Below are 21,247 nucleotides of genomic sequence, written 5' to 3'. Positions count from 1 at the left end.
GCCGGGAAGAGGTGGAGTCAAATCTCCAGATCCACCTCACCCAATCTCCCGCCATACGGCCCGAAGCTGCGCTCGATCAGACGCCTGCTGCCGTCCGCATTAACCAGCAGCACCGTGCTCGCCCGCGTGCCGTAATTGGGGCTGGCGATGAACACGCTCGACAGTAATTTCTCCGTCGCAAGGCCTACGCCGGTGCTCGGCAGTTCAGCCTCTGGCGCAGGCGCGTGATCGATGAGAAAGCCAAACAGCGCTTCAGGATCCGGATTCTCCAAGTGTTCAGACAGCGCCGCTTTGGCTTTCACCAGTTTCGGCCACCGCGTATCGAGCCCTGCGTTGGACACCCCGTAAACGCCCGCTTCCAGACGGCGGGGTATCGGATCGTTCGCATTGAGAAAATGCAACTGCTGACGATCACCCACCAGCAGGTTGAACCCACCGTACTCGGGCGACCGCGTCGCGATCTCACTCAAATATTCATCCATGGAGACATCGCTGGTCAAAAAACGAGCAACCAGTTCGCCCCGCGAACGGCGGCCAGGCGGTTTGCCCGGCTCGCGGATATTGGTGAGCGCCGCAAAGCGTCCGTCAGCATTGATCCCCAGCCATGTCCCGCCCGCTTCAAGATCGCGCCCGGCGTAGACCCGCGGCGCGTCTTCCCACTGGGCCAGCGGCAGAGTAGGGCGCGCGTAAAACTCGTCACGATTGGCCGCCAGAATCAGCGGCTGAGCGTGCGTCGGCCGCCAGGCGAAGACGATAAGGCACATGGATGACTCCTTTTTGCGCCACTTTACCCACCCCGCACGCCGACATCCATCGCACGCTGCTAGAGCGGATCGGCGCGGTCCGGTAACATGCCGCACTGTTTTGAGAGATGTCCGTGCCAGGCGTGGCGACATCGTCGGCGTGCGAGGCTTTCATCGCGGTCGCTCTTACACCAGATTTCATGATTATTGGGTGGCACGACCTGCTACCGCCGCCGCATAGTTCTGCTTCGTCGCTCAATGAGCGCTTCTATTTCAAGGAGTCGCAATGCTGCCTTACCCGCAGATTGACCCGGTAGCCGTGGCCATCGGTCCGCTGCAAATTCACTGGTACGGCCTGATGTACCTGGTCGGTATTGGCAGTGCCTGGTACCTGGCATCCCGTCGCCTGAATCGCTTTGACCCGACGTGGACCAAAGAAAAGCTCTCGGACATGATTTTCTGGGTCGCCATGGGCGTCATCGTCGGTGGGCGTCTGGGCTACGTGCTGTTCTACGACCTGCCCAACTACATCGCCAACCCGCTGCTGATCTTTGAAGTGTGGAAGGGCGGCATGGCGTTCCACGGCGGCTTCATCGGCGTGATGATCGCTACGTACTGGTTCGGCAAGCGCAACGGTAAGTCGTTCTTCCAGCTCATGGATTTCATCGCGCCCATGGTGCCGATTGGTCTGGGTGCCGGGCGCATCGGCAACTTCATCAACGCCGAACTGTGGGGCAAGCCGACTGATCTGCCCTGGGCCATGGTGTTCCCCACCGACCCTGCGCAACTGCCGCGCCACCCGTCACAGCTCTACCAGTTCGCGCTGGAAGGCGTGGCACTGTTCGTCATTCTCTATTTCTACTCGCGCAAGCCGCGTCCGACCATGGCTGTTTCCGGCATGTTCGCGCTGTTTTACGGCATCTTCCGCTTCGTGGTGGAGTTCGTCCGCGTGCCGGACGCCCAGCTCGGTTATCTGGCCTGGGGCTGGGTCACCATGGGGCAGATCCTCAGCCTGCCGATGATCATTGGCGGCCTGGTGCTGATCTGGCTTGCCTACCACCGCGCGCCCGCTGCCAACAACGCTGCGGCGTGACGCGCCGGGTACATTTGCTGAACGCCGGGCCTGATGGGTGCGGCGGATCCGCCGAAACAGAGGGCCTCTGGTCATGAAGCAATACCTTGAACTGCTGCAGGACGTCATCAACAACGGAACCCGCAAGGGCGACCGCACCGGTACCGGCACCACTGCCGTGTTCGGTCGGCAGATTCGCCACAACCTGGCCGATGGCTTCCCGCTGCTGACCACCAAGAAGCTGCACTTCAAGAGCATCGCCAACGAGCTGATCTGGATGCTCAGCGGCAACACCAACACCAAATGGCTCAACGAAAACGGCGTGACCATCTGGGACGAGTGGGCCACTGAAGACGGCGACTTGGGCCCGGTGTACGGCGCGCAGTGGACCGGCTGGCCGACCAAGGATGGCGGCAAGATCAACCAGATCGACTACATGGTCGACTGCCTGAAGAACAACCCGAACAGCCGCCGCATTCTGTTCCATGGCTGGAATACCGAATACCTGCCGGACGAGAAGCTGTCGCCGCAGGAGAACGTCAAGGCCGGGCGCCAGGCCCTTGCGGTGTGCCATTTGCTGTACCAAGCCTTCGTGGCGGACGGCAAGCTGTCGATGCAGTTGTATATTCGCAGTTCCGATGTCTTCCTCGGCCTGCCCTACAACATCGCCGCGCTGGCGCTGCTGACCCATATGCTGGCTCAGCAATGCGACCTGATCCCCCACGAGATTATCGTCAGCCTGGGCGACACCCACGCTTATTCCAACCACGAAGAGCAGATCGCGACGCAGCTGACTCGCACGCCTCGACAGCTGCCGCAGCTGAACATCAAGTGCCGCCCGGAGAGCATCTACGACTATCGCTTCGAAGACTTCGAGATTGTGGGTTATGACGCGGATCCGAGCATCAAGGCGCCGGTAGCGGTGTAATTCTGCTGCGCCCATGAGCGGAGGCTATTGATCAATCGGCAATCGATTGAAAACCTCTATCCGTCCAGTGCGCAGTGACAATGAGCTTAAACGCGTCGATTTCCCTATCGTTCTCCCCATCGGACAGACACAGGGCGGCCTCAACAGAGGTCGCCAGCCAGTATCCTTGGTGGAGAAACACGCATGAGCAACAAACTGACGACCGCTTTCGGCGCCCCTGTAGTCGATAACCAGAATATCCAGACCGCCGGCCCCCATGGCCCGGCGCTGCTGCAGGATGTGTGGTTCCTCGAGAAGCTCGCCCATTTCGATCGTGAAGTCATCCCCGAGCGTCGCATGCACGCCAAGGGTTCCGGCGCGTTTGGCACCTTCACCGTCACCCACGACATCACTCGCTACACCCGCGCGAAAATCTTTTCTGAAATCGGCAAGACCACCGAAATGTTCGCCCGTTTCTCCACCGTTGCCGGTGAGCGTGGTGCAGCCGATGCCGAGCGGGATATTCGCGGTTTCGCGTTCAAGTTCTACACCGAGGAAGGCAACTGGGACATGGTCGGCAACAACACGCCGGTGTTCTTCCTGCGCGACCCGATGAAGTTTCCCGACCTGAACCACGCCGTCAAACGCGACCCACGCACCGGCATGCGCAGTGCCGAGAACAACTGGGATTTCTGGACTCAACTGCCGGAAGCGCTGCACCAGGTGACTGTCGTGATGAGCGAGCGCGGCATTCCCCGCAGCTACCGCGAGATGCACGGTTTCGGCAGCCACACCTACAGTTTCCTCAACGCACAGCACGAGCGGTTCTGGGTGAAATTTCACTTCGTCTCGCAACAAGGCATCGCCAACCTGACCGACGCCGAAGCGCAGGAACTGGTCGGCCGTGACCGCGAGTCCCATCACCGGGATCTGTACGAAAACATCGAGCAGGGCAACTTCCCGCGCTGGAAGCTGTTCGTGCAGATCATGCCGGAGAAGGAGGCGGGCTCGTACCCCATCAACCCGTTCGACCTGACCAAGGTGTGGCCGAAGGGCGACTACCCGCTGATCGAAGTGGGCGTGGTCGAGCTGAACCGTAACCCGGAGAACAACTTCGCTGACGTCGAGCAGGCGGCATTCGCGCCTTCCAACGTGGTGCCGGGCATCAGCTTCTCGCCGGACAAGATGCTGCAGGGTCGGCTGTTTTCCTACGGCGATGCCCAGCGCTACCGCTTGAGCGTCAACCACCACCAGATCCCGGTGAATTCGCCACGGGCGGCGCTGCACGTGAACAGCTACCACCGCGACGGCTTGATGCGCATTGACGGTAATCGTGGCGGCATGACTTCTTATGAGCCGAACACCAAGGGCGCCTTTCAGGAGCAGCCGGATTTCAGAGAGCCGCCGTTGTCGATAGAAGGCGCAGCCGCTCACTGGAACCACCGCGTGGATGGCGACTACTACTCGCAGCCGGGCAACCTGTTCCGTCTGATGAACGCCCGGGAGAAACAGTCGCTGTTCGACAACACCGCGCGCTCGCTGCGCGGCGTGTCGGCACCGATCATTCAGCTGCACATCGAACACTGCTCGATGGCTGATCCCGAGTACGGGATTGGCGTGGCGGCGGCGGTGGAGCGCATTCACAACGCTTGATCCCTGTGGGACCGCCTATCCCCTGTGGGACCGGCTTCAGCCGGGAAGGCGCCGGATGCCACACCGCAAAAGTGATGGTGCGCAGACTGGCCTCTTCCCGGCTGAAGCCGGTCCCATTAAGGCATTCGCGTGCACTCAATGGGATTGGCAGGAACGCCTACTTGTGGGACCGGCTTTAGCCGGGAAAGCGTCGGATGCCACACCGCGAAAGTGATGTTGCCCCCAATGGCCTCTTCCCGGCTGAAGCCGGTCCTACTAAAAGCCGCATTTAGCCTGTCAATGCCCGTGGCTGCGGCCTACGTGGGAGTGTTCGACATCCGCAGCCACGACACTCCCACTGATTTCCAGTCGATCAAGAATCCCGCAGTGATCCGGCGCCCCTTCGCTGCAGCGTTGGCGCAGGTCGACCAGTTGCTCCTGCAGCGCTTGCAGGCTCGCGACGCGGGCGTTTACGTGCTGGATGTGTTCATCGATCAGCGCGTTGACGTTCTCGCACTGGTCCCGCGGACTGTCGCGCAACGCCAGCAGGCTGCGGATCTCGTCCAGCGTCATGTCCAGGCTGCGGCAGTTGCGGATGAAGGTCAGCCGCTCGACGTGCTCTTGGGTATACAGCCGATAGTTGCCGTCGCTGCGTGCAGGCTCGCTGAGCAGGCCTTCGCGCTCGTAATAGCGGATGGTTTCCACCGGGCAGTCCGTGAGTTTTGCCAGTTCGCCGATTTTAAATGAAGGGTTCATGTGCAAGATCTCGATAAGGACGCTTGACCCTATAGTGGCTACAGGGTGTTCACTTGGCAACACGCACATTTAGAGACTCAATCCATGAGTGACTCTGTACCCACATCTTCATCGCAAAAGCCTGCCCACGACTCGCACAACCATGCCGAGCACGATCACGCAGGGCATGACCATTCTGCCCATGATCACGCAGGGCATGACCATTCCGCCCACGATCACGCCGGTCATCAACACGAGCCAACCAAACTCACGCCCGTGCACGACCACGACCATGCCGCCCACGCCTGCTGCTCCCACGACAGCGCGCCCGCCGTCGTGACCATCGATGGCGCGTCAAACGCTGATGGAAAACTGAGCAGCTTCCGCATCGAAGCCATGGACTGCCCCACCGAGCAGACGCTGATCCAGAACAAGCTCGGCAAGATGAAAGGCATTCAAAAGCTCGAGTTCAACCTGATCAATCGCGTGCTGGGCGTGTGGCATGAGTTGCCGTCCACCGATCCCATTCGCGACGCCATTGGCTCGCTGGGCATGCAGGCGGACTTGATCGAGCAGGGCGCCGACAAGGAAACCGCGTCGCTGCCGCCCGCCAACAAGCCTTGGTGGCCGCTGGCGCTGTCGGGTGTCGCTGCGTTGACGGCGGAAGTCATCCATTTCACCAACGCCGCGCCGACGTGGGTCGTTGCCATCGTCGCGCTGATTGCCATTTTCAGTGGCGGTCTGACCACCTACAAAAAGGGCTGGATCGCCCTGAAAAACTTCAACCTCAACATCAATGCGCTGATGAGCATCGCCGTCACCGGTGCGGTGCTGATCGGGCAGTGGCCGGAAGCGGCGATGGTGATGTTTCTGTTCACCGTCGCCGAGCTGATCGAAGCCAAATCCCTGGACCGTGCCCGCAACGCCATTGGCGGCCTGATGCAGCTGACGCCGGAAACAGCGACCGTGCAGCAGAACGGCGAGTGGCTTGAGATTGAGGTCAAAGATATTGCGCTGGGCAGCGTCGTTCGGGTCAAGCCAGGCGAGCGCATCGGGCTGGACGGTGAAGTGGTTTCCGGCCAGTCGAGCATCGATCAGGCGCCGATCACGGGCGAAAGCCTGCCGGTCGAGAAAACCGTGGGCGACAAGGTCTTTGCCGGCACGATCAATCAGGCCGGCTCGCTGGAATACAAAGTGACCGCCGCCGCCAGCAACTCAACGCTGGCGCGGATCATCCATGCTGTCGAGGTGGCCCAGGGTGCGCGCGCGCCGACCCAGCGTTTCGTTGACAGCTTTTCAAAGATCTACACGCCGGCAGTGTTCGCGCTGGCGCTGGCGATCGCGATCATCCCCCCGCTGTTCATGGGCGCGGTGTGGTTTGACTGGATCTACCGCGCCCTGGTGCTGCTGGTGGTCGCGTGCCCGTGTGCGCTGGTGATTTCCACGCCGGTGACGATCGTCAGCGGTCTGGCGGCGGCGGCGCGCAAAGGAATCCTGGTCAAAGGCGGCGTGTACCTGGAAATGGGCCACAAGCTCGATTACCTGGCCCTCGACAAGACTGGCACCATCACCCACGGCAAGCCGGTGCAGACCGACTACATATTGCTCGATGCCTCACTGGGCGAGCAGGCGCTGGCGATCTCGGCGAGCCTGGCCGGTCGCTCGGATCACCCCGTGTCTCAAGCCATCGCCAAGGCCGCGCAGGAAGGCGCTCGGTTGCCGGTCGAGGCGTTCGAAGCCCTTGCCGGACTTGGCGTGAAAGGCGAAGTGCAAGGGCGTTTGTACCATCTGGGCAACCACCGTCTGGTGCATGACGCCGGGTATTGCTCGCCGGAACTGGAATCGCAACTTGAAGCGCTGGAAAGCCAGGGCAAAACCGTGGTGCTACTGTTCGACGCCTCCGGCCCGCTGGCGTTGTTTGCGGTCGCCGACACGGTCAAGGACAGCAGCCGCGAAGCCATCGAGCAACTGCATGCGCTGGGCGTGAAGACGATGATGCTGACGGGCGACAACCCGCACACGGCCAAGGCCATCGCCGCTCAGGTGGGCATCGATCAGGCTCAGGGCAATCTGATGCCGACCGACAAGCTGCAAGCCATCGAAGCCCTGTACGCGAAGAACCACCGGGTGGGCATGGTCGGCGACGGCATCAACGATGCGCCAGCGCTGGCCCGGGCGGAGATCGGTTTTGCCATGGCAGCGGCGGGTACGGACACCGCCATCGAAACCGCCGATGTGGCGCTGATGGACGATGATCTGCGCAAGATCCCGACCTTTATTCGCCTGTCGCGGGACACGGCGGCGGTGCTGAAGCAGAACATTGCGCTGGCGCTGGTGATCAAACTGATCTTTCTGGCGGTGACCTTCGCAGGGATGGCGACCATGTGGATGGCAGTATTTGCCGACATGGGCGTCAGTCTGTTGGTGGTGGCCAACGGATTGCGTTTGTTGAAGAAGTAACGCTCCCCATCAGGAGACTGATGGTGCCCAGACAGGCCTCTTCCCGGCTAAAGGCGGTCCCACTAACGCCGCGTGCGCATCCAGTGGGACTGGTTTTAGCCGGGAAGGCGTCAGGTGCAATGCCGCAAAACTGATGGCGCTCAAACTGGCCTCTTCCCGGCTGAAGCCGGTCCCACCATGAGAATCATCAAGCCGGGTCTACTTCCCGTACTTCTCACGCCCCCAGGCGATCATCTCTTCCAGCAATCCTTTCAACACCACCTGCGTCGGCTCAGCCAGGTCAGGGCGGTAGTGGAACGGCACGAACTCGTCCATGTACGTGCTCTGCGCCAGTTCCAGTTGCACGGCGTGGATGTGGTTGGCCGGGTCGCCATAGTGGCGGGTGATGTGGCCGCCCTTGAAGCGCCCGTTGAGCACATGGCTGTAGTTCTTCGCGGCAGCGCACGCGCTATCCAGACGCTGGGCCAGCGCTTCATCACAGCTGGCGCCATTGAAGGTGCCGAGGTTGAAGTCCGGCAGCCGACCGTCAAACAGGTGCGGAATGTGCCCACGAATGGAATGCGCGTCGAACAGCAGCGCATAACCGAACTCGGCGCGCAGGCGTTCTAGCTCGCCGCGTAGCGTCTCGTGATACGGCGTCCAGATCTTCTCCAGATAGGTCGCGCGTTCTTCCTTGCTCGGCGCCTGACCCTCTTTGAACAGCGGATCGCCCTCGAACAGCGTCAACGGGAACAGTCCGGTGGTCGCGCCGGCGTACAGCGGCGTGTCGTCGGACGGACGATTGAGGTCGATGACGAAGCGCGAATATTCCGCCGACAGCACGCTTGCGCCCAGGTCATCGGCGAAATCGTACAGACGCGGAATGTGCCAGTCGGTGTCCGGCAGGCTCACCGCCTCATCCACCAGACCGTCCCGCACGGCGGGCGTCAGGTGCAGTCCCGGGTGCGGCATGCTGATCAGCAGCGGTACGCGACCGCGAGTGAAACTCAGAACCTTGTCCACAGTATTCCCCTGATTAGAGAGTGCGTTCCACGCCATGACGCACGACGCGTTTGTCCAGATCGCCGCCCAGCCAGTAGGCGAGGTCGGCGGGCCGTTCGATGTGCCAGGCGACGAAATCCGCCGTTTTGCCAACTTCCAGCGAGCCATGGGTCTCAGCCATGCCCAGCGCCTGTGCTGCGTGGACAGTTGCGCCGGCCAGGGCTTCTTCCGGCGTCATGCGGAACAGCGTGCAGGCCATGTTCAGCATCAGCCGCAGCGACAGACCCGGCGAAGTCCCCGGATTGAGATCGGTGGAAATGGCGATCTTCACCCCGTGTTTGCGCAGGGCCTCCATCGGCGGCAATTGAGTTTCGCGCAGGAAGTAGAACGCCCCCGGCAGCAGTACCGCGACCGTGCCTGAGGCCGCCATCGCAATGGCGTCTTCTTCGGTCATGAACTCCAGATGGTCAGCCGACAGCGCTTGATAACGCGCCGCCAGACTCGAGCCGTGCAGCGAAGACAACTGCTCGGCGTGCAGCTTGACCGGCAGCCCCAACTGGCCGGCGGTGATGAACACCTGCTCGACCTGGGCCGGCGAGAACGCCAGGTATTCGCAGAACGCATCGACGGCATCTACCAGATTTTCCGCCGCCAGCGCCGGCAGCATTTCGCTGCAGATGTGGGCGATGTAGTCGTCGGCGCGGTCTTTGTACTCCGGCGGCAAGGCGTGGGCGGCGAGGCAGGTGCTGCGCACGGTGACCGGCAGGTTTTCACCCAGTTGGCGAATCACCCGCAGAATTTTGCGTTCGCTGGCGAGGTCCAGGCCGTAGCCGGATTTCATCTCGATCGTAGTCACGCCGTCCCTGAGCAGGTGCAGCAGACGACGTTCGGCGCTGGCGTAAAGTTCTTCTTCGCTGGCGGCGCGGGTGGCGCGCACGGTGCTGGCAATGCCGCCGCCGGCTGCGGCGATCTCCGCGTAGCTGACGCCCTGCAGACGCTGCTCGAACTCGCCGCTGCGGTTACCGCCGAACACCGTGTGCGTGTGGCAATCGATCAGGCCGGGCGTCACCCACGCGCCATTCAGATCGACGCGCTTGATGTCGCCCTGGTCAGGCAGCGCGTGGAGAGGACCGATCCAGACGATCTGCGCTGCATCGGTCACGATGGCGGCGTCCTCGATGATCGAGTACGTGCCGTTCGCCATGGTTGCTGCGTGACAGTGGTGCCAGAGCGTTTTCATCGATCTCTCCAAGAGTGGGCGAATTAATCAGCTGTTCGACGTGGTTTTTATCAGGTTCTGCTTCGGCTTTACCCAAATCCAGTACGCAACCACCAGCAACCCGATCCACACCGCCCCAACGACCAACGCGGCCTGGCTGTCCGGGAAATAACCCAGCACGCCGAACACAAACACCATGAACAACGTGGCAACAATCGGCGCGACGGGCCAGAACGGCACCGGGAATTTCAGCTGGGCGACTTCTTCTGCGCTCATCGAGCGGCGCATGGCGATCTGCGTGACCAGAATCATCAGCCACACCCAGACCGTCGCGAAGGTCGCAATCGAGGCGATCAGCAGGAACACGTTTTCAGGGATCAGGTAATTCAGCACAACGCCGCAGAGCAGCGCGACGCCCATCACCAGTACGGTCATCCACGGCACGCCCTGGGCGGACAACTGAGCAAAACCCTCGGGCGCCTGACCTTGTATCGCCAGGCCGTACATCATGCGTCCGGCGCCGAAGATGTCGCTGTTGATCGCCGAAACGGCTGCAGTGATCACCACGATGTTGAGGACGGTCGCCGCGGAGGAAATCCCCAGATGATCGAAGATCTGGACGAACGGGCTGCCCTGGCTGCCGATCTGTTGCCACGGGTACAGCGACATCAGGACGAACAGCGTGAGCACGTAAAACAGCAGAATCCGCAGCGGCACCGCGTTGATCGCGCGGGGAATTACGCGCTCTGGGTTGCGCGCTTCGCCGGCGGTGATGCCGATGATTTCGATGCCGCCGAAAGCGAACATCACCACCGCCAGCGAGGCCACGAGACCGCCGATGCCGTTGGGCATGAAGCCGCCGTAGGCCCACAGATTACTCACGCTGCTGACGCCGCCGCCTGAGACCGAGCCGAGGCCGAACAGCATGATGCCGAAGCCGGCGAGGATCATCGCGATGATCGCGCCGACCTTCAGCAGCGACAGCCAGAACTCTGTTTCACCAAAGACTTTGACGCTGCACAGGTTGAGCGCGCCGATCAGAAAGACGATGCCGAGCACCCAGATCCAGCGTGGCACCTCGGGAAACCAGAAGCCCATGTAGATGCCGAACGCAGTGACATCGGCCAGGCAGACGATGACCATTTCGAAGGCGTAGGTCCAGCCGAGGACAAACCCGGCGAGCGGACCCAGATACGTGGTGGCGTACTCGCCGAACGAGCCGGACACCGGGTTGCGCACGGCCATCTCGCCGAGCGCGCGCATGACCATGTAAACCGCAGCGCCGGCGATGATGTACACCAGCAAAACGGCGGGACCGGCCAGTTTGATGGCCGACGCGGAACCGTAGAACAACCCGGTGCCAATGGCCGAGCCCAGCGCCATGAAGCGAATGTGACGCGCGCTGAGCCCGCGTTTCAGATCTGTAGCGTTTTGCGATGTCATTTCACACGTTCCTAGTCTTACTTTTTGCTGCGAAACGAGAGGCTTTTGTAGGAGTGAGCTTGCTCGCGATTGCGGTGTGTCAGACGGCAAATGCGTTTCTGACCGATTGCATCGCGAGCAAGCTCACTCCTACAGGGGGTAACCCCCCACTCATTTCAACGACAGGCCATCCCTGGCCTGTCCCGATCAGAAGCTCGGCAGCAGGTCAGCAGAAACCAGGTCGCTCAGGCAGTTGGAAGCCAGCAGCTCGATGGCGGCCTCGATATCAGGGGCGAAAAAGCGGTCTTTCTCGTAGAACGGGACTTTGCCGCGCAGCGTGGTGCGGGCGATTTCCAGTTTTTCGGAGGTCTTCAGACCGTTGCGCAAGTCCAGACCCTGACACGCAGCCAGCCATTCTACAGCCAGCACGCCGCGAGTGTTCTCCGCCATTTCCCACAAGCGCTTGCCGGCGGCAGGCGCCATCGATACGTGGTCTTCCTGGTTGGCGGACGTCGGCAGGCTGTCGACGCTGTGCGGGTGGGACAGGGCCTTGTTTTCACTGGCCAGCGCCGCTGCTGTCACCTGGGCGATCATGAAACCGGAGTTCACGCCGCCGTTGGCCACCAGGAACGGCGGCAGCTGCGACATGTGCTTGTCCATCATCAGCGAAATGCGGCGTTCGCTGAGGGAGCCTATTTCGGCGATGGCCAGGGCGATGTTGTCGGCGGCCATGGCAACCGGTTCGGCGTGGAAGTTACCGCCGGAAATCACCTCGCCTTCGGCCGCGAACACCAGCGGGTTGTCCGACACCGCGTTGGATTCGATCGCCAGCACTTCGGCCGCTTGACGCAGTTGGGTCAGGCAGGCGCCCATGACCTGTGGCTGGCAGCGCAGGGAGTAGGGGTCCTGAACCTTATCGCAGTCGCGGTGGGAGTCGGAGACCTGACTGCCGTCGCCGAGCAGATCGCGATAGGCCGCAGCTGAATCGATCTGGCCGCGCTGACCGCGGGCCGCATGAATGCGTGCGTCGAACGGTGCGCGTGAGCCGAGCACCGCCTCAACGGTCAGCGCGCCACAGCTCAAGGCACCGGCGAACAGGTCCTCGGCTTCGAACAGGCCGCGCAACGCGTACGCCGTCGACACTTGCGTGCCGTTGAGCAGCGCGAGGCCTTCTTTGGCCGCCAGCGTCAGCGGCGTGAGACCGGCAATCGCCAGCGCTTCCACCGCATTCAGCCATTCGCCCTTGTAGCGGGCCTTGCCTTCGCCCAGCAGCACCAGCGACATGTGCGCCAATGGCGCGAGGTCGCCGGAGGCGCCAACCGAGCCCTTGAGCGGGATGTGCGGGTAAACCTCGGCGTTGATCAGAGCAATCAGCGCGTCGATGACCTGACGGCGAATCCCGGAGAAGCCCCGGCTCAGGCTGTTGACCTTGAGCACCATGATCAAGCGGACCAGCTCATCGCTGATCGGCCCGCCAACGCCCGCAGCGTGAGACAGCACCAGCGAACGCTGCAGGTTTTCCAGGTCGGCGCTGGCGATGCGAGTAGAGGCCAGCAGGCCGAAACCGGTGTTGATACCGTAGGCGGTGCGATTTTCGGCGAGGATCTGCTCGACGCAGGCCACGCTGTCTTCGATCTGCCGATTGGCGCTGGCGTCGAGGGTCAGCGTGACGGGTCGCTGATAAATCGCGCGCAGCTGAGCGAGGCTCAATTGGCCGGGGATCAGATTCAGCGGGGTCGCCTGTTGGGTGTCGGTCACGATGCTGCTACTCCTGATTGGGTATCGGTCGTCTGCGCTGAACCGGCTCCTGCCTGTCCTGCGCGGTGGGCGCTTGCGCTGCGACCGTTGTTGTCGGTGTCGGGTTTGGCGTCTGCCGCGTAATCGCGGCAGCGCTGGAATACGGTTTCCAATGACTCTTCGTTCTTGAGCAGCGTCACGCTGCTGGCGATGTCCGGGGCCAGCCAGCGGTCTTCGTCATAGGCCGGCACGCGCTCGCGCAACAGACGCCACGCCGCTTCTGTGCCGACGCCAAAGCGCGGGCCCTTGAAGAACTCGAACGCCTGGGCGGCCAGCAGATACTCGATGGCGAGGATCTGCGTCACGTTCTCCAGCACCTTGTGCAGCTTCAACGCGGCGCTGGTGCCCATGCTCAGATGATCCTCCTGCAGGCCGGATGTCACGTAGTTATCGATGACCGCCGGTTGTGCCAGCTGGCGGTTTTCCGCGCACAGCGAGGCGGCGACGTATTGGGTGATCATCATCCCGGAGTTGACCCCCGGCTGGCTGACCAGAAACGCCGGCAGCCCGCTGACCGTCGGATTGATCAGCCGATCCAGCCGTCGCTCGGCAATCGAGCCCAGTTCGGCCATGGCAATCGCCAGCAGATCGGCCGCCATCGCCACGGATTGGCCGTGGGGGTTGGCCTGGGAAACCACCCGATAAGCCTCGGGCGTGCCGAGCAGCAGTGGGTTGTCGGTGGCGGAGTTGAGCTCGATTTCGATCTGCCGTGTGGCGTGGGCCAACTGGTCGCGGGTGGCGCCGTGGACCTGCGGGATCGAGCGGATGCTCAAGGCGTCCTGGGTGCGGATACCCTGACTGTTGGCGAGCACCTCGCTGCCAGCGAGCAGGCCGCGCAGGTTTTTGCCGACCTGCTGCATGCCGGGGTGCGGCTTGAGCGCGATGATGGTTTCGTCGAAAGCGTCGAGCTGGCCGCGCAGGCCCTCGAAGGTCATGGCGCTGATCACGTCCGCCCACTGCATCAGGCGATTCACGTCGGCAATCGCCAGGCAGCTCAGTCCGGTCATGCACGGCGTGCCGTTGACCAGACACAAACCGTCTTTGGCCCCCAGTTCCACCGGCGACAGGCCCTCTTCGCTGAGCGCCTGCAACGCCGACATCACCTGCCCGCGATAACTGACCTGACCCACGCCGAGCAGCGCGACGCCGATGTGCGCCATGTGCGTGAGGTATCCTACCGAGCCCTGGGACGGCACTTGCGGCGTGATGCGTCGATTGAGCAGGGCGAGCAAGGCTTCGACCACCTGACGGTGAATCCCGGACTTGCCCTGGCTGTAGTTGATGATCGCGGCGCAGGTGATCGCGCGGGTCTGCTCGTCCGGTAACGCCGGGCCGACGCCGCAGGCATGGCTGAGCAGGGTGTTGCGCGACAGCCGGCCCAGTTGCTCGCCCGCCAGCGACACATTGCACAGCGCGCCGAGGCCGGTGTTCACGCCATAGGCGCGTTCGCCGCTGGCAACGATGCGCTGCACGATCGCCTGGGCATTGTCGATCCGCGCCCAGGCGGCTTCCGACAGCGACAGCGTCGCGCCATGACGGGCAACCGCGGTCACGTCCCGCCAACTGAGCGGGCCGTCGCCGATGATGATCTGTTCTGCTCGCGACATGACCACAGCGTCCTTAGAGAGTCGCCACGCGCCGCTGCACGAAGCGATCAACGTAATCGTCGGCAGGCGAGTAGAGGATTTCTTTCGGTGTCCCGACTTGAATCAGCCGACCGTCCTTGAGAATGGCGATGCGGTTGCCGATGCGCACGGCTTCGTCGAGGTCGTGGGTGATGAACACGATGGTTTTCTTCAGGCTCGATTGCAGCTCCAGCAACTGGTCCTGCATCTCGGCGCGGATCAGCGGATCGAGTGCGCTGAACGCTTCGTCCATCAGGATGATGTCGGTGTCAGCCGCCAGCGCCCGAGCCAGGCCGACGCGCTGACGCATGCCGCCGGAGAGCTGATGGGGGTACTTTTTCTCGTAGCCCTTCAGGCCCACCGTGGTAATCCAGTGCTGCGCGCGCTCGGCGCATTGCGCTTTGCTCTCGCCACGAACGGTCAGGCCGTAGGCGACGTTGTCGATCACGGTCTTGTGCGGCAGCAGGCCGAAGCTTTGGAACACCATGCTGATCTTGTGCCGACGGAAGTTGCGCAGCGCTTCCATGTCGTAGGTCAGGATGTTCTCGCCATCGACCAGGATCTCGCCGCTGGTGGGGTCGATCAAGCGATTGAAGTGCCGCACCAACGTGGATTTGCCGGAACCCGACAGGCCCATGATCACGAAAATCTCGCCGCTGGAGATGGACAGCGACAGGTCGTTCACGCCGACCACGCATCCGGTCTGCGCCAGGACCTGATCCTTGCTCTGGTTGTTCTGAACCATCGCCAGTGCATCCTTGGCGCGGTTGCCGAAGATCTTGTACACGTTCTTGACGACGATTTTGCCGCCCGTGTTCTCTGGAACGCCCGCGCTCAGTGGATTGCCCGAGCTCGCTGGGTTAATAGTCTCGACGCTCATTTGTTCGCCTCATGCCGTGGACGGCCGTAGGCCTGCGTGATGCGGTCGATCACGACCGCCAGAATGACGATGGCCAAACCTGCTTCCAGGCCGCGTCCGACGTTGAGGGTCTGGATGCCGACCAACACGTCTTCGCCCAGACCGCGGGCACCGATCATCGAAGCGATCACCACCATCGACAGCGCCATCATCGTCGTCTGGTTGATCCCGGCCATGATGCTCGGCAGGGCCAGCGGCAGTTGCACGCCAAACAGTTGCTGCCAGCGGTTGGCGCCGAATGCGTTGATCGCTTCCATGACCTCGCCATCGACCTGACGAATGCCCAGATCGGTCAGGCGAATCAGCGGCGGCGCGGCATAGATGACCGTGGCGAAGATCGCCGGGACCTTGCCAAGACCGAACAGCATCAGCACCGGAATCAGGTACACGAAGCTGGGCATGGTCTGCATGATGTCCAGCAGCGGCATCAGCACCGAGCGCAGGCGATTGCTGCGCGCCGACAGAATGCCGAGCGGTATGCCGATGATCACCGAAATCAGCGTGGCGACCAGCATCAGCGCCAGGGTCTGCATCAGCTTGTCCCACAGGCCCACGGCACCGACCAGGAACAGCAGGCCGACGATGACCAACGTGGTGGTGATCTTGCGGGTCGCGTGCCAGGCGATCAGGCCGACGATGGCCAGCAACAGCCACCACGGTGCAACGCGCAACAGGCCTTCCAGCTTGACGATGGCCCACAGCAGCGTGTCGGAGATGTGCCGGAACACGTCGCCGTAGTTGGTGACCAGCTTGTCGACCCAGTCATTGACCCAGTCGGCGATGGAGAACGTGAAGCTTTCGGGGAACATATCGTTATCTCATTCAAATGCTGGGTGCGGATCCGTGCTCTGGTAATGCCTGGGGGCGGTGCTTGACGCCGAATCTGTGGGAGCGAGCTTGCTCGCGAAGTTCTTGTATTCACCACATTTTCGACATCTGATCATCCCCCATTCGCGAGCAAGCGAAGGCCTACAGGTTCGGTGTACCGCCGTAGCGCGGCACCCGGATCAAGGTTTACAACGAAGCATCCACCTTCTTCGCCGCATCCTCGCTCACCCACTGATGCCACACTTCCGGGTGTTCCTTGAGGAAGATCTTCGCCAGCTTCGGCGACTCGATGCGTTCCTTGGTCATGCGCGCCAGATTCTGGTTGAGCAGGTCGATCGGGATGTTGACCTTCTCCATCACCGCCACCAGTTCAGGCGCCTGTTCGTGGAACGCCTTGGACAGGCCGACCTTGATCTCGATGGTCTTGTTCACGCCGTCCTTCTCTTCCAGACGCACCATGTCCACCTGCCCCATCAGCGGTGTTGGCGACCAGTAGTAGGCCAGAATCGGCTCGCCACGTTTGTAGCTGGACAGAATCGCCGCATCCAGCGCCGGGCCGGTGCCTGGGCGGAAGTTGGTGTACTTGCTTTCCAGGCCATAGCTTTTCAGCATTTCGCTGTTTTCCAGCTCGCAGGTCCAGCCGGCCGGGCAGTTATAGAAACGGCCTTTCTCCGGCTCTTCGGCGTCCTTGAACAGCGCTGCGTATTTGCCCAGGTCGGCGATCGACTTCAGGTCCGGTGCCTTGGCTTCCAGCTTGCGCTTGGCGTCGCCTTCGATCACGTAACGCGGCACGTACCAGCCTTCCACCGCGCCCTTCACCGGGGACCCGACGCCGACCACTTTGCCGGCGGCTTCAGCCTTGTTCCAGACTTCGCTGCGCCCCACCCACTCTTCGGCAAACACTTGAATATCGTTGGTGCTCAGGGCGTTTTCCATGGTGATGGAGTTGCCCGGCAGGCTGTCCGTTTCGCAGCCATAGCCCTTGTTCAGCACAACTTGCAGCACGTCGGTCAGCAGCATTGCGCTTTCCCAGTTCAGGCCGGCGAATTTCACCGGTTTGCCGGACTCGCACCATCCCGCAGCCTGACTGGCGCCACTGGCGAGCACGCCCGCGGTGAGCAACGTGGATAGCAGGGCCTTTTTCGTGTTCATTGAGTGACGCTCCGGTCTTGTAGTGGATGACGGCAGTAACGAAAACAGACGGCTTCCAGCCAAGGGGAGAGGCACTTGTCGGCCTCCTCCCGCTTCTCTCTCCAGCATGCCCCCTGCAACAGACGTGCATGACGAACGGTCAGTTCACCGCGACGTGCGCAGGGGCCACGGTGCAACTTGCATGAGGCGCCTCGGAATCCGTCGGCAGGATCAGGCGATCGGCCACGTTGTCCTGCCACCTCTTCGCCGCCACGTAGTACAGCACAGCCGGCACGATGAGGCCGATGATCCACGAGATGTCGGTGTCATCGAGGCTCGCCACCAGCGGCCCGGTGTAAAAATGCGTGGAAATGAACGGCATCTGAATCAGCACGCCCAGCACGTAAATCCCGATGCCCATCCCGTTCCAGCGGCCATAGCGACCGTTCGGGTCCGACAGCGCGGGAATGTCGTAGCGCTCTTTGGTGATGCAGTAGAAATCCACAAGGTTGATCGCGCTCCACGGCGTGAAAAACGCCAGCAGAAACAGGATGAAGGCCGAGAAGTCCTTGAGGAACGAGTCCTTGCCCAGCAGCGCCAGGGCTGTCGCGATGCCGACCATGGCGAAGATGTACGTCAGCCGCAGCGCGCTGGAGATGTGCCGGTTGCCGCGAAAGCCGCTGACGATGGTGGCGATGGACATGAAGCTGCCGTAGGCGTTGAGCGTGGTGATGGTCACCTTGCCGAACGCGATACTGAAATACAGCGCTGCCGCGACCGCGCCTGTCCCGCCAAGGCCGACGATGAACGAGACCTCGTGGTGGGCGAAGTTCTTGCCGGCCAGCGCCGCCGCGAACACGCCGAAGACCATGGACGCCTGTGCGCCGATCACCGAACCCAGGCCTACCGCCCAGAATGTTTTGCCAGCCGACGTGCTGCGCGGCAGGTAGCGCGAGTAGTCCGCGACGTAAGGGCCGAAAGCGATCTGCCAGGACGCCGACAGGGAAATCGCCAGCAGGAAACTGCTCAGCGAGAAGTGCTTGTTGCCCAACAGCGCGCCGACGTCGTTGCCCGCCAGCAGCGCGGCGAACAGGTAGACGAAGGCGATCACGCCGATGAGGCTGGCGACCCGGCCGATCATGTGGATGACCCGGTAGCCCAGAATGGTCAGTACCACGATGGCGGCAGCGAAGATCACCACGCCTTGCCAGTCCGGCACGTTGATCAGTTGCGCCACCGCTTGACCGGCAAGCAACGAGCCGCTGGCGGAGAAGCCGATGTACATCAGGCACACCAGCACCAGCGGGATCACCGCGCCGTAGACGCCGAATTGCACCCGGCTGGAAATCATCTGCGGCAGACCGAGCTTCGGCCCTTGCGCCGCATGCAGCGCCATCACGCCGCCGCCGATGAGCTGACCGATGAACAGCCCGATCAGCGACCAGAACACATCGCCGCCCAGCACCACGGCCAGGGCCCCGGTGACAATCGCGGTGATTTGCAGGTTGGCGCCCAGCCACAGCGTGAACTGACTGAACAGACGACCGTGTCGTTCGGCATCAGGGATGTAATCGATCGAACGCCGCTCGATCACGGAAGCAGGTGCAGCACGATCATCTGGAACAGCCATCTCAAACATCCCCTCAAGCGAGTGTCGGCACGCGTAACTGCAGAATGCATCCCTCTGTGTAGGAGTGAGCTTGCTCGCAATTGCGTAATGTCGGGCGCTATCAATGTTGAATGGTCCGACGCTATCGCGAGCAAGGTGGAGCGCCACCCCGGTCACTCCTACAGATAAGTGCTTTTAGCCGTTGATCATCGGCAGGTTCAGACCCTGCTCTTTGGCGCAGTCGATCGCGATCTGATAACCCGCATCGGCATGACGCATCACGCCGGTGGCCGGGTCGTTGTGCAGGACGCGGGCGATGCGCTCGGCGGCTTCATCGGTGCCGTCGCAGACGATGACCATGCCCGAGTGCTGCGAGAAGCCCATGCCGACGCCGCCGCCATGGTGCAGCGAGACCCAGGTCGCGCCGCTCGCGGTGTTGAGCAGGGCGTTGAGCAGTGGCCAGTCGGACACGGCGTCGGAGCCGTCCTGCATCGATTCGGTCTCGCGGTTCGGGCTGGCGACGGAGCCAGAGTCCAAGTGATCGCGACCGATCACCACTGGCGCCGACAGCTCGCCGCTGCGGACCATTTCGTTGAAGGCCAGGCCCAGCTTGGCGCGCTGGCCCAGGCCGACCCAGCAGATACGTGCCGGCAGGCCCTGGAAGCTGATCCGCTCACGGGCCATGTCCAGCCAGTTGTGCAGGTGCGCGTCGTCCGGGATCAGCTCTTTGACTTTGGCGTCGGTCTTGTAGATGTCTTCAGGGTTGCCCGACAGCGCGGCCCAGCGGAAAGGACCGACACCACGGCAGAACAGCGGACGAATGTAAGCGGGTACGAAGCCGGGGAAATCGAAGGCGTGGGTGACGCCGACTTCCTTCGCCATCTGCCGGATGTTGTTACCGTAGTCGAACGTTGGCACGCCCATTTTCTGGAACGCCAGCATGGCTTCGACGTGCTCGGCCATGGACTGCTTGGCGGCCTTGACCACTGCAGCAGGCTCGCTGGCGGCGCGCTCGCGGTACTGCTCCCAGGTCCAGCCTTTTGGCAGGTAGCCGTTAAGCGGGTCGTGGGCGCTGGTCTGGTCGGTGACCATGTCCGGGCGCACGCCACGGCGGACCATTTCCGGGAGGATCTCGGCGGCGTTGCCGCACAGGGCGATGGAGATCGCCTTGCCTTCGGCGGTGTATTTGGCGATGCGGGCGAGGGCGTCGTCGAGGTCAGTGGCTTGCTCGTCGACGTAACGGGTTTTCAGGCGGAAATCGATGCGGCTCTGCTGGCACTCGATGTTCAGAGAGCAGGCGCCGGCCATGCCTGCGGCCAATGGCTGCGCGCCACCCATGCCGCCCAGTCCTGCGGTCAGCACCCAGCGGCCTTTGAGGTTGCCGTCGTAATGCTGGCGACCGGCTTCGACGAAGGTTTCGTACGTGCCTTGAACGATGCCCTGGCTGCCGATGTAGATCCAGCTGCCGGCGGTCATCTGGCCGTACATCGCCAGGCCTTTTGCATCCAGTTCGTTGAAGTGTTCCCAGCTGGCCCAGTGCGGCACCAGGTTGGAGTTGGCGATCAGCACGCGGGGCGCGTTGCTGTGGGTCTTGAACACGCCGACCGGTTTGCCGGATTGCACCAGCAGGGTTTCGTCGTCATTCAGGTTGGTCAGGCTTTCGACGATCTTGTCGTAGCACTCCCAGTTGCGCGCTGCACGACCGATACCGCCGTAGACCACCAGTTCGTTCGGGTTCTCGGCGACTTCGGGGTCCAGGTTGTTCATCAACATCCGCAACGGCGCCTCGGTCATCCAGCTCTTGGCCGTCAGTTGCGTGCCACGGGCGGCGCGGATTTCTACATCGCGGCGTTTGGTCCATTGCTGAGCAGGGGTGGTGTGGTCAGTAGTCACTTAACAATCCTCGATGATCAATCCGGCCGGGACGCGGGGTCCGTGACGAACGTGGGAATAAGGGTCTGCATGAGCGTCGCCGTTGTGATCCGAACCGGGCGTGGACGCCTTTTATCGACTCATGCTTACTTGTACATACAAGCATATGCAACCAAGGGGCCAATGTTGGTTTTGCGGGCGCAGAAATCCCGTCGGGCCGCTCTGCGTCGGGCTTGCCGAGATTTCAGGTGTAAGGAGGGTTACGGATGCAAAGAAGATGAAACGAAGGAAATTG

Annotated in this window: 16 protein-coding genes and 1 pseudogene; 5 read left to right on the top strand and 12 right to left on the bottom strand. The window is 62.2% G+C overall.

The genetic code is table 11. The features are described from left to right. Positions 1 to 17: 17 nt before the first annotated feature. Entirely contained in the window at positions 18 to 764 is a 747-nt protein-coding gene (locus tag QWI20_RS20135; protein ID WP_369306929.1) for an NRDE family protein, read from the bottom strand. 122 nt (positions 765 to 886) lie between these two features. Between QWI20_RS20135 and QWI20_RS20130 the strand changes: the two are divergent. The 4 genes and pseudogenes from QWI20_RS20130 to QWI20_RS20115 all read left to right on the top strand — a co-directional run. After that, positions 887 to 985, top strand: a pseudogene (locus tag QWI20_RS20130) (sulfite exporter TauE/SafE family protein); the annotation flags it as partial. A 44-nt stretch (positions 986 to 1,029) separates the two neighbouring features. Continuing rightward, positions 1,030 to 1,836 carry a prolipoprotein diacylglyceryl transferase gene (gene lgt / locus QWI20_RS20125; RefSeq protein ID WP_122625513.1) on the top strand — a complete coding sequence of 269 codons (807 nt, stop codon included), beginning with the start codon at positions 1,030 to 1,032 and terminating at the stop codon, positions 1,834 to 1,836. Between the two features lie 73 nt (positions 1,837 to 1,909). Further along, positions 1,910 to 2,743 (top strand): thymidylate synthase, encoded by an 834-nt coding sequence (locus tag QWI20_RS20120; protein ID WP_369306927.1) that lies wholly within the window; start codon positions 1,910 to 1,912, stop codon positions 2,741 to 2,743. 183 nt (positions 2,744 to 2,926) lie between these two features. Beyond that, complete coding sequence (locus QWI20_RS20115; RefSeq protein ID WP_369306926.1) at positions 2,927 to 4,375, top strand: catalase; 1,449 nt, start codon at positions 2,927 to 2,929, stop codon at positions 4,373 to 4,375. A gap of 276 nt (positions 4,376 to 4,651) precedes the next feature. Here the strand turns inward: QWI20_RS20115 and cadR are convergent, their stop codons facing one another. Then, positions 4,652 to 5,110 (bottom strand): Cd(II)/Pb(II)-responsive transcriptional regulator, encoded by a 459-nt coding sequence (gene cadR / locus QWI20_RS20110; RefSeq protein ID WP_122533975.1) that lies wholly within the window; start codon positions 5,108 to 5,110, stop codon positions 4,652 to 4,654. An 84-nt stretch (positions 5,111 to 5,194) separates the two neighbouring features. Between cadR and QWI20_RS20105 the strand changes: the two genes are divergently transcribed. Continuing rightward, positions 5,195 to 7,549 carry a heavy metal translocating P-type ATPase gene (locus QWI20_RS20105; RefSeq protein ID WP_369306925.1) on the top strand — a complete coding sequence of 785 codons (2,355 nt, stop codon included), beginning with the start codon at positions 5,195 to 5,197 and terminating at the stop codon, positions 7,547 to 7,549. Positions 7,550 to 7,747: 198 nt separating this feature from the next. Here the strand turns inward: QWI20_RS20105 and hutG are convergent, their stop codons facing one another. The 10 genes from hutG to hutU form a co-directional block, all read right to left on the bottom strand. Continuing rightward, a complete protein-coding gene (gene hutG, locus QWI20_RS20100; RefSeq protein WP_369306924.1) occupies positions 7,748 to 8,551 on the bottom strand; it encodes an N-formylglutamate deformylase in 804 nt (267 codons plus the stop codon). A 13-nt stretch (positions 8,552 to 8,564) separates the two neighbouring features. Continuing rightward, entirely contained in the window at positions 8,565 to 9,770 is a 1,206-nt protein-coding gene (gene hutI, locus QWI20_RS20095; RefSeq protein ID WP_369306923.1) for an imidazolonepropionase, read from the bottom strand. A 27-nt stretch (positions 9,771 to 9,797) separates the two neighbouring features. Continuing rightward, the gene (locus QWI20_RS20090) at positions 9,798 to 11,192 is read right to left on the bottom strand and encodes an amino acid permease (RefSeq protein WP_369306922.1); all 1,395 of its coding nucleotides are present in this window, start codon (positions 11,190 to 11,192) and stop codon (positions 9,798 to 9,800) included. Positions 11,193 to 11,378: 186 nt separating this feature from the next. After that, positions 11,379 to 12,902 (bottom strand): histidine ammonia-lyase, encoded by a 1,524-nt coding sequence (gene hutH, locus QWI20_RS20085; RefSeq protein ID WP_369307003.1) that lies wholly within the window; start codon positions 12,900 to 12,902, stop codon positions 11,379 to 11,381. A 23-nt stretch (positions 12,903 to 12,925) separates the two neighbouring features. Beyond that, entirely contained in the window at positions 12,926 to 14,575 is a 1,650-nt protein-coding gene (hutH, locus tag QWI20_RS20080) for a histidine ammonia-lyase (protein ID WP_369306921.1), read from the bottom strand. A gap of 13 nt (positions 14,576 to 14,588) precedes the next feature. Continuing rightward, positions 14,589 to 15,473 carry a glycine betaine/L-proline ABC transporter ATP-binding protein gene (locus QWI20_RS20075; RefSeq protein WP_369306920.1) on the bottom strand — a complete coding sequence of 295 codons (885 nt, stop codon included), beginning with the start codon at positions 15,471 to 15,473 and terminating at the stop codon, positions 14,589 to 14,591. Next, positions 15,470 to 16,321: an ABC transporter permease gene (locus QWI20_RS20070; protein WP_369306919.1), complete on the bottom strand. Its 852-nt coding sequence runs from the start codon at positions 16,319 to 16,321 to the stop codon at positions 15,470 to 15,472. The genes QWI20_RS20075 and QWI20_RS20070 overlap by 4 nt, the downstream gene beginning before the upstream one ends. Before the next feature lie 205 nt (positions 16,322 to 16,526). After that, positions 16,527 to 17,492, bottom strand: coding sequence for an ABC transporter substrate-binding protein (locus tag QWI20_RS20065; RefSeq protein WP_192171247.1), 966 nt, complete (start codon positions 17,490 to 17,492; stop codon positions 16,527 to 16,529). Between the two features lie 139 nt (positions 17,493 to 17,631). Continuing rightward, complete coding sequence (locus QWI20_RS20060; protein ID WP_369306918.1) at positions 17,632 to 19,101, bottom strand: cytosine permease; 1,470 nt, start codon at positions 19,099 to 19,101, stop codon at positions 17,632 to 17,634. A 174-nt stretch (positions 19,102 to 19,275) separates the two neighbouring features. Continuing rightward, a complete protein-coding gene (gene hutU / locus QWI20_RS20055; RefSeq protein WP_369306917.1) occupies positions 19,276 to 20,973 on the bottom strand; it encodes a urocanate hydratase in 1,698 nt (565 codons plus the stop codon). Positions 20,974 to 21,247 lie beyond the last annotated feature (274 nt).

Source organism: Pseudomonas sp. W2-17 (genome assembly GCF_041060445.1).
In the GTDB taxonomy this organism is placed as follows: domain Bacteria; phylum Pseudomonadota; class Gammaproteobacteria; order Pseudomonadales; family Pseudomonadaceae; genus Aquipseudomonas.
This window is presented reverse-complemented; position numbering and strand designations above follow the sequence as displayed.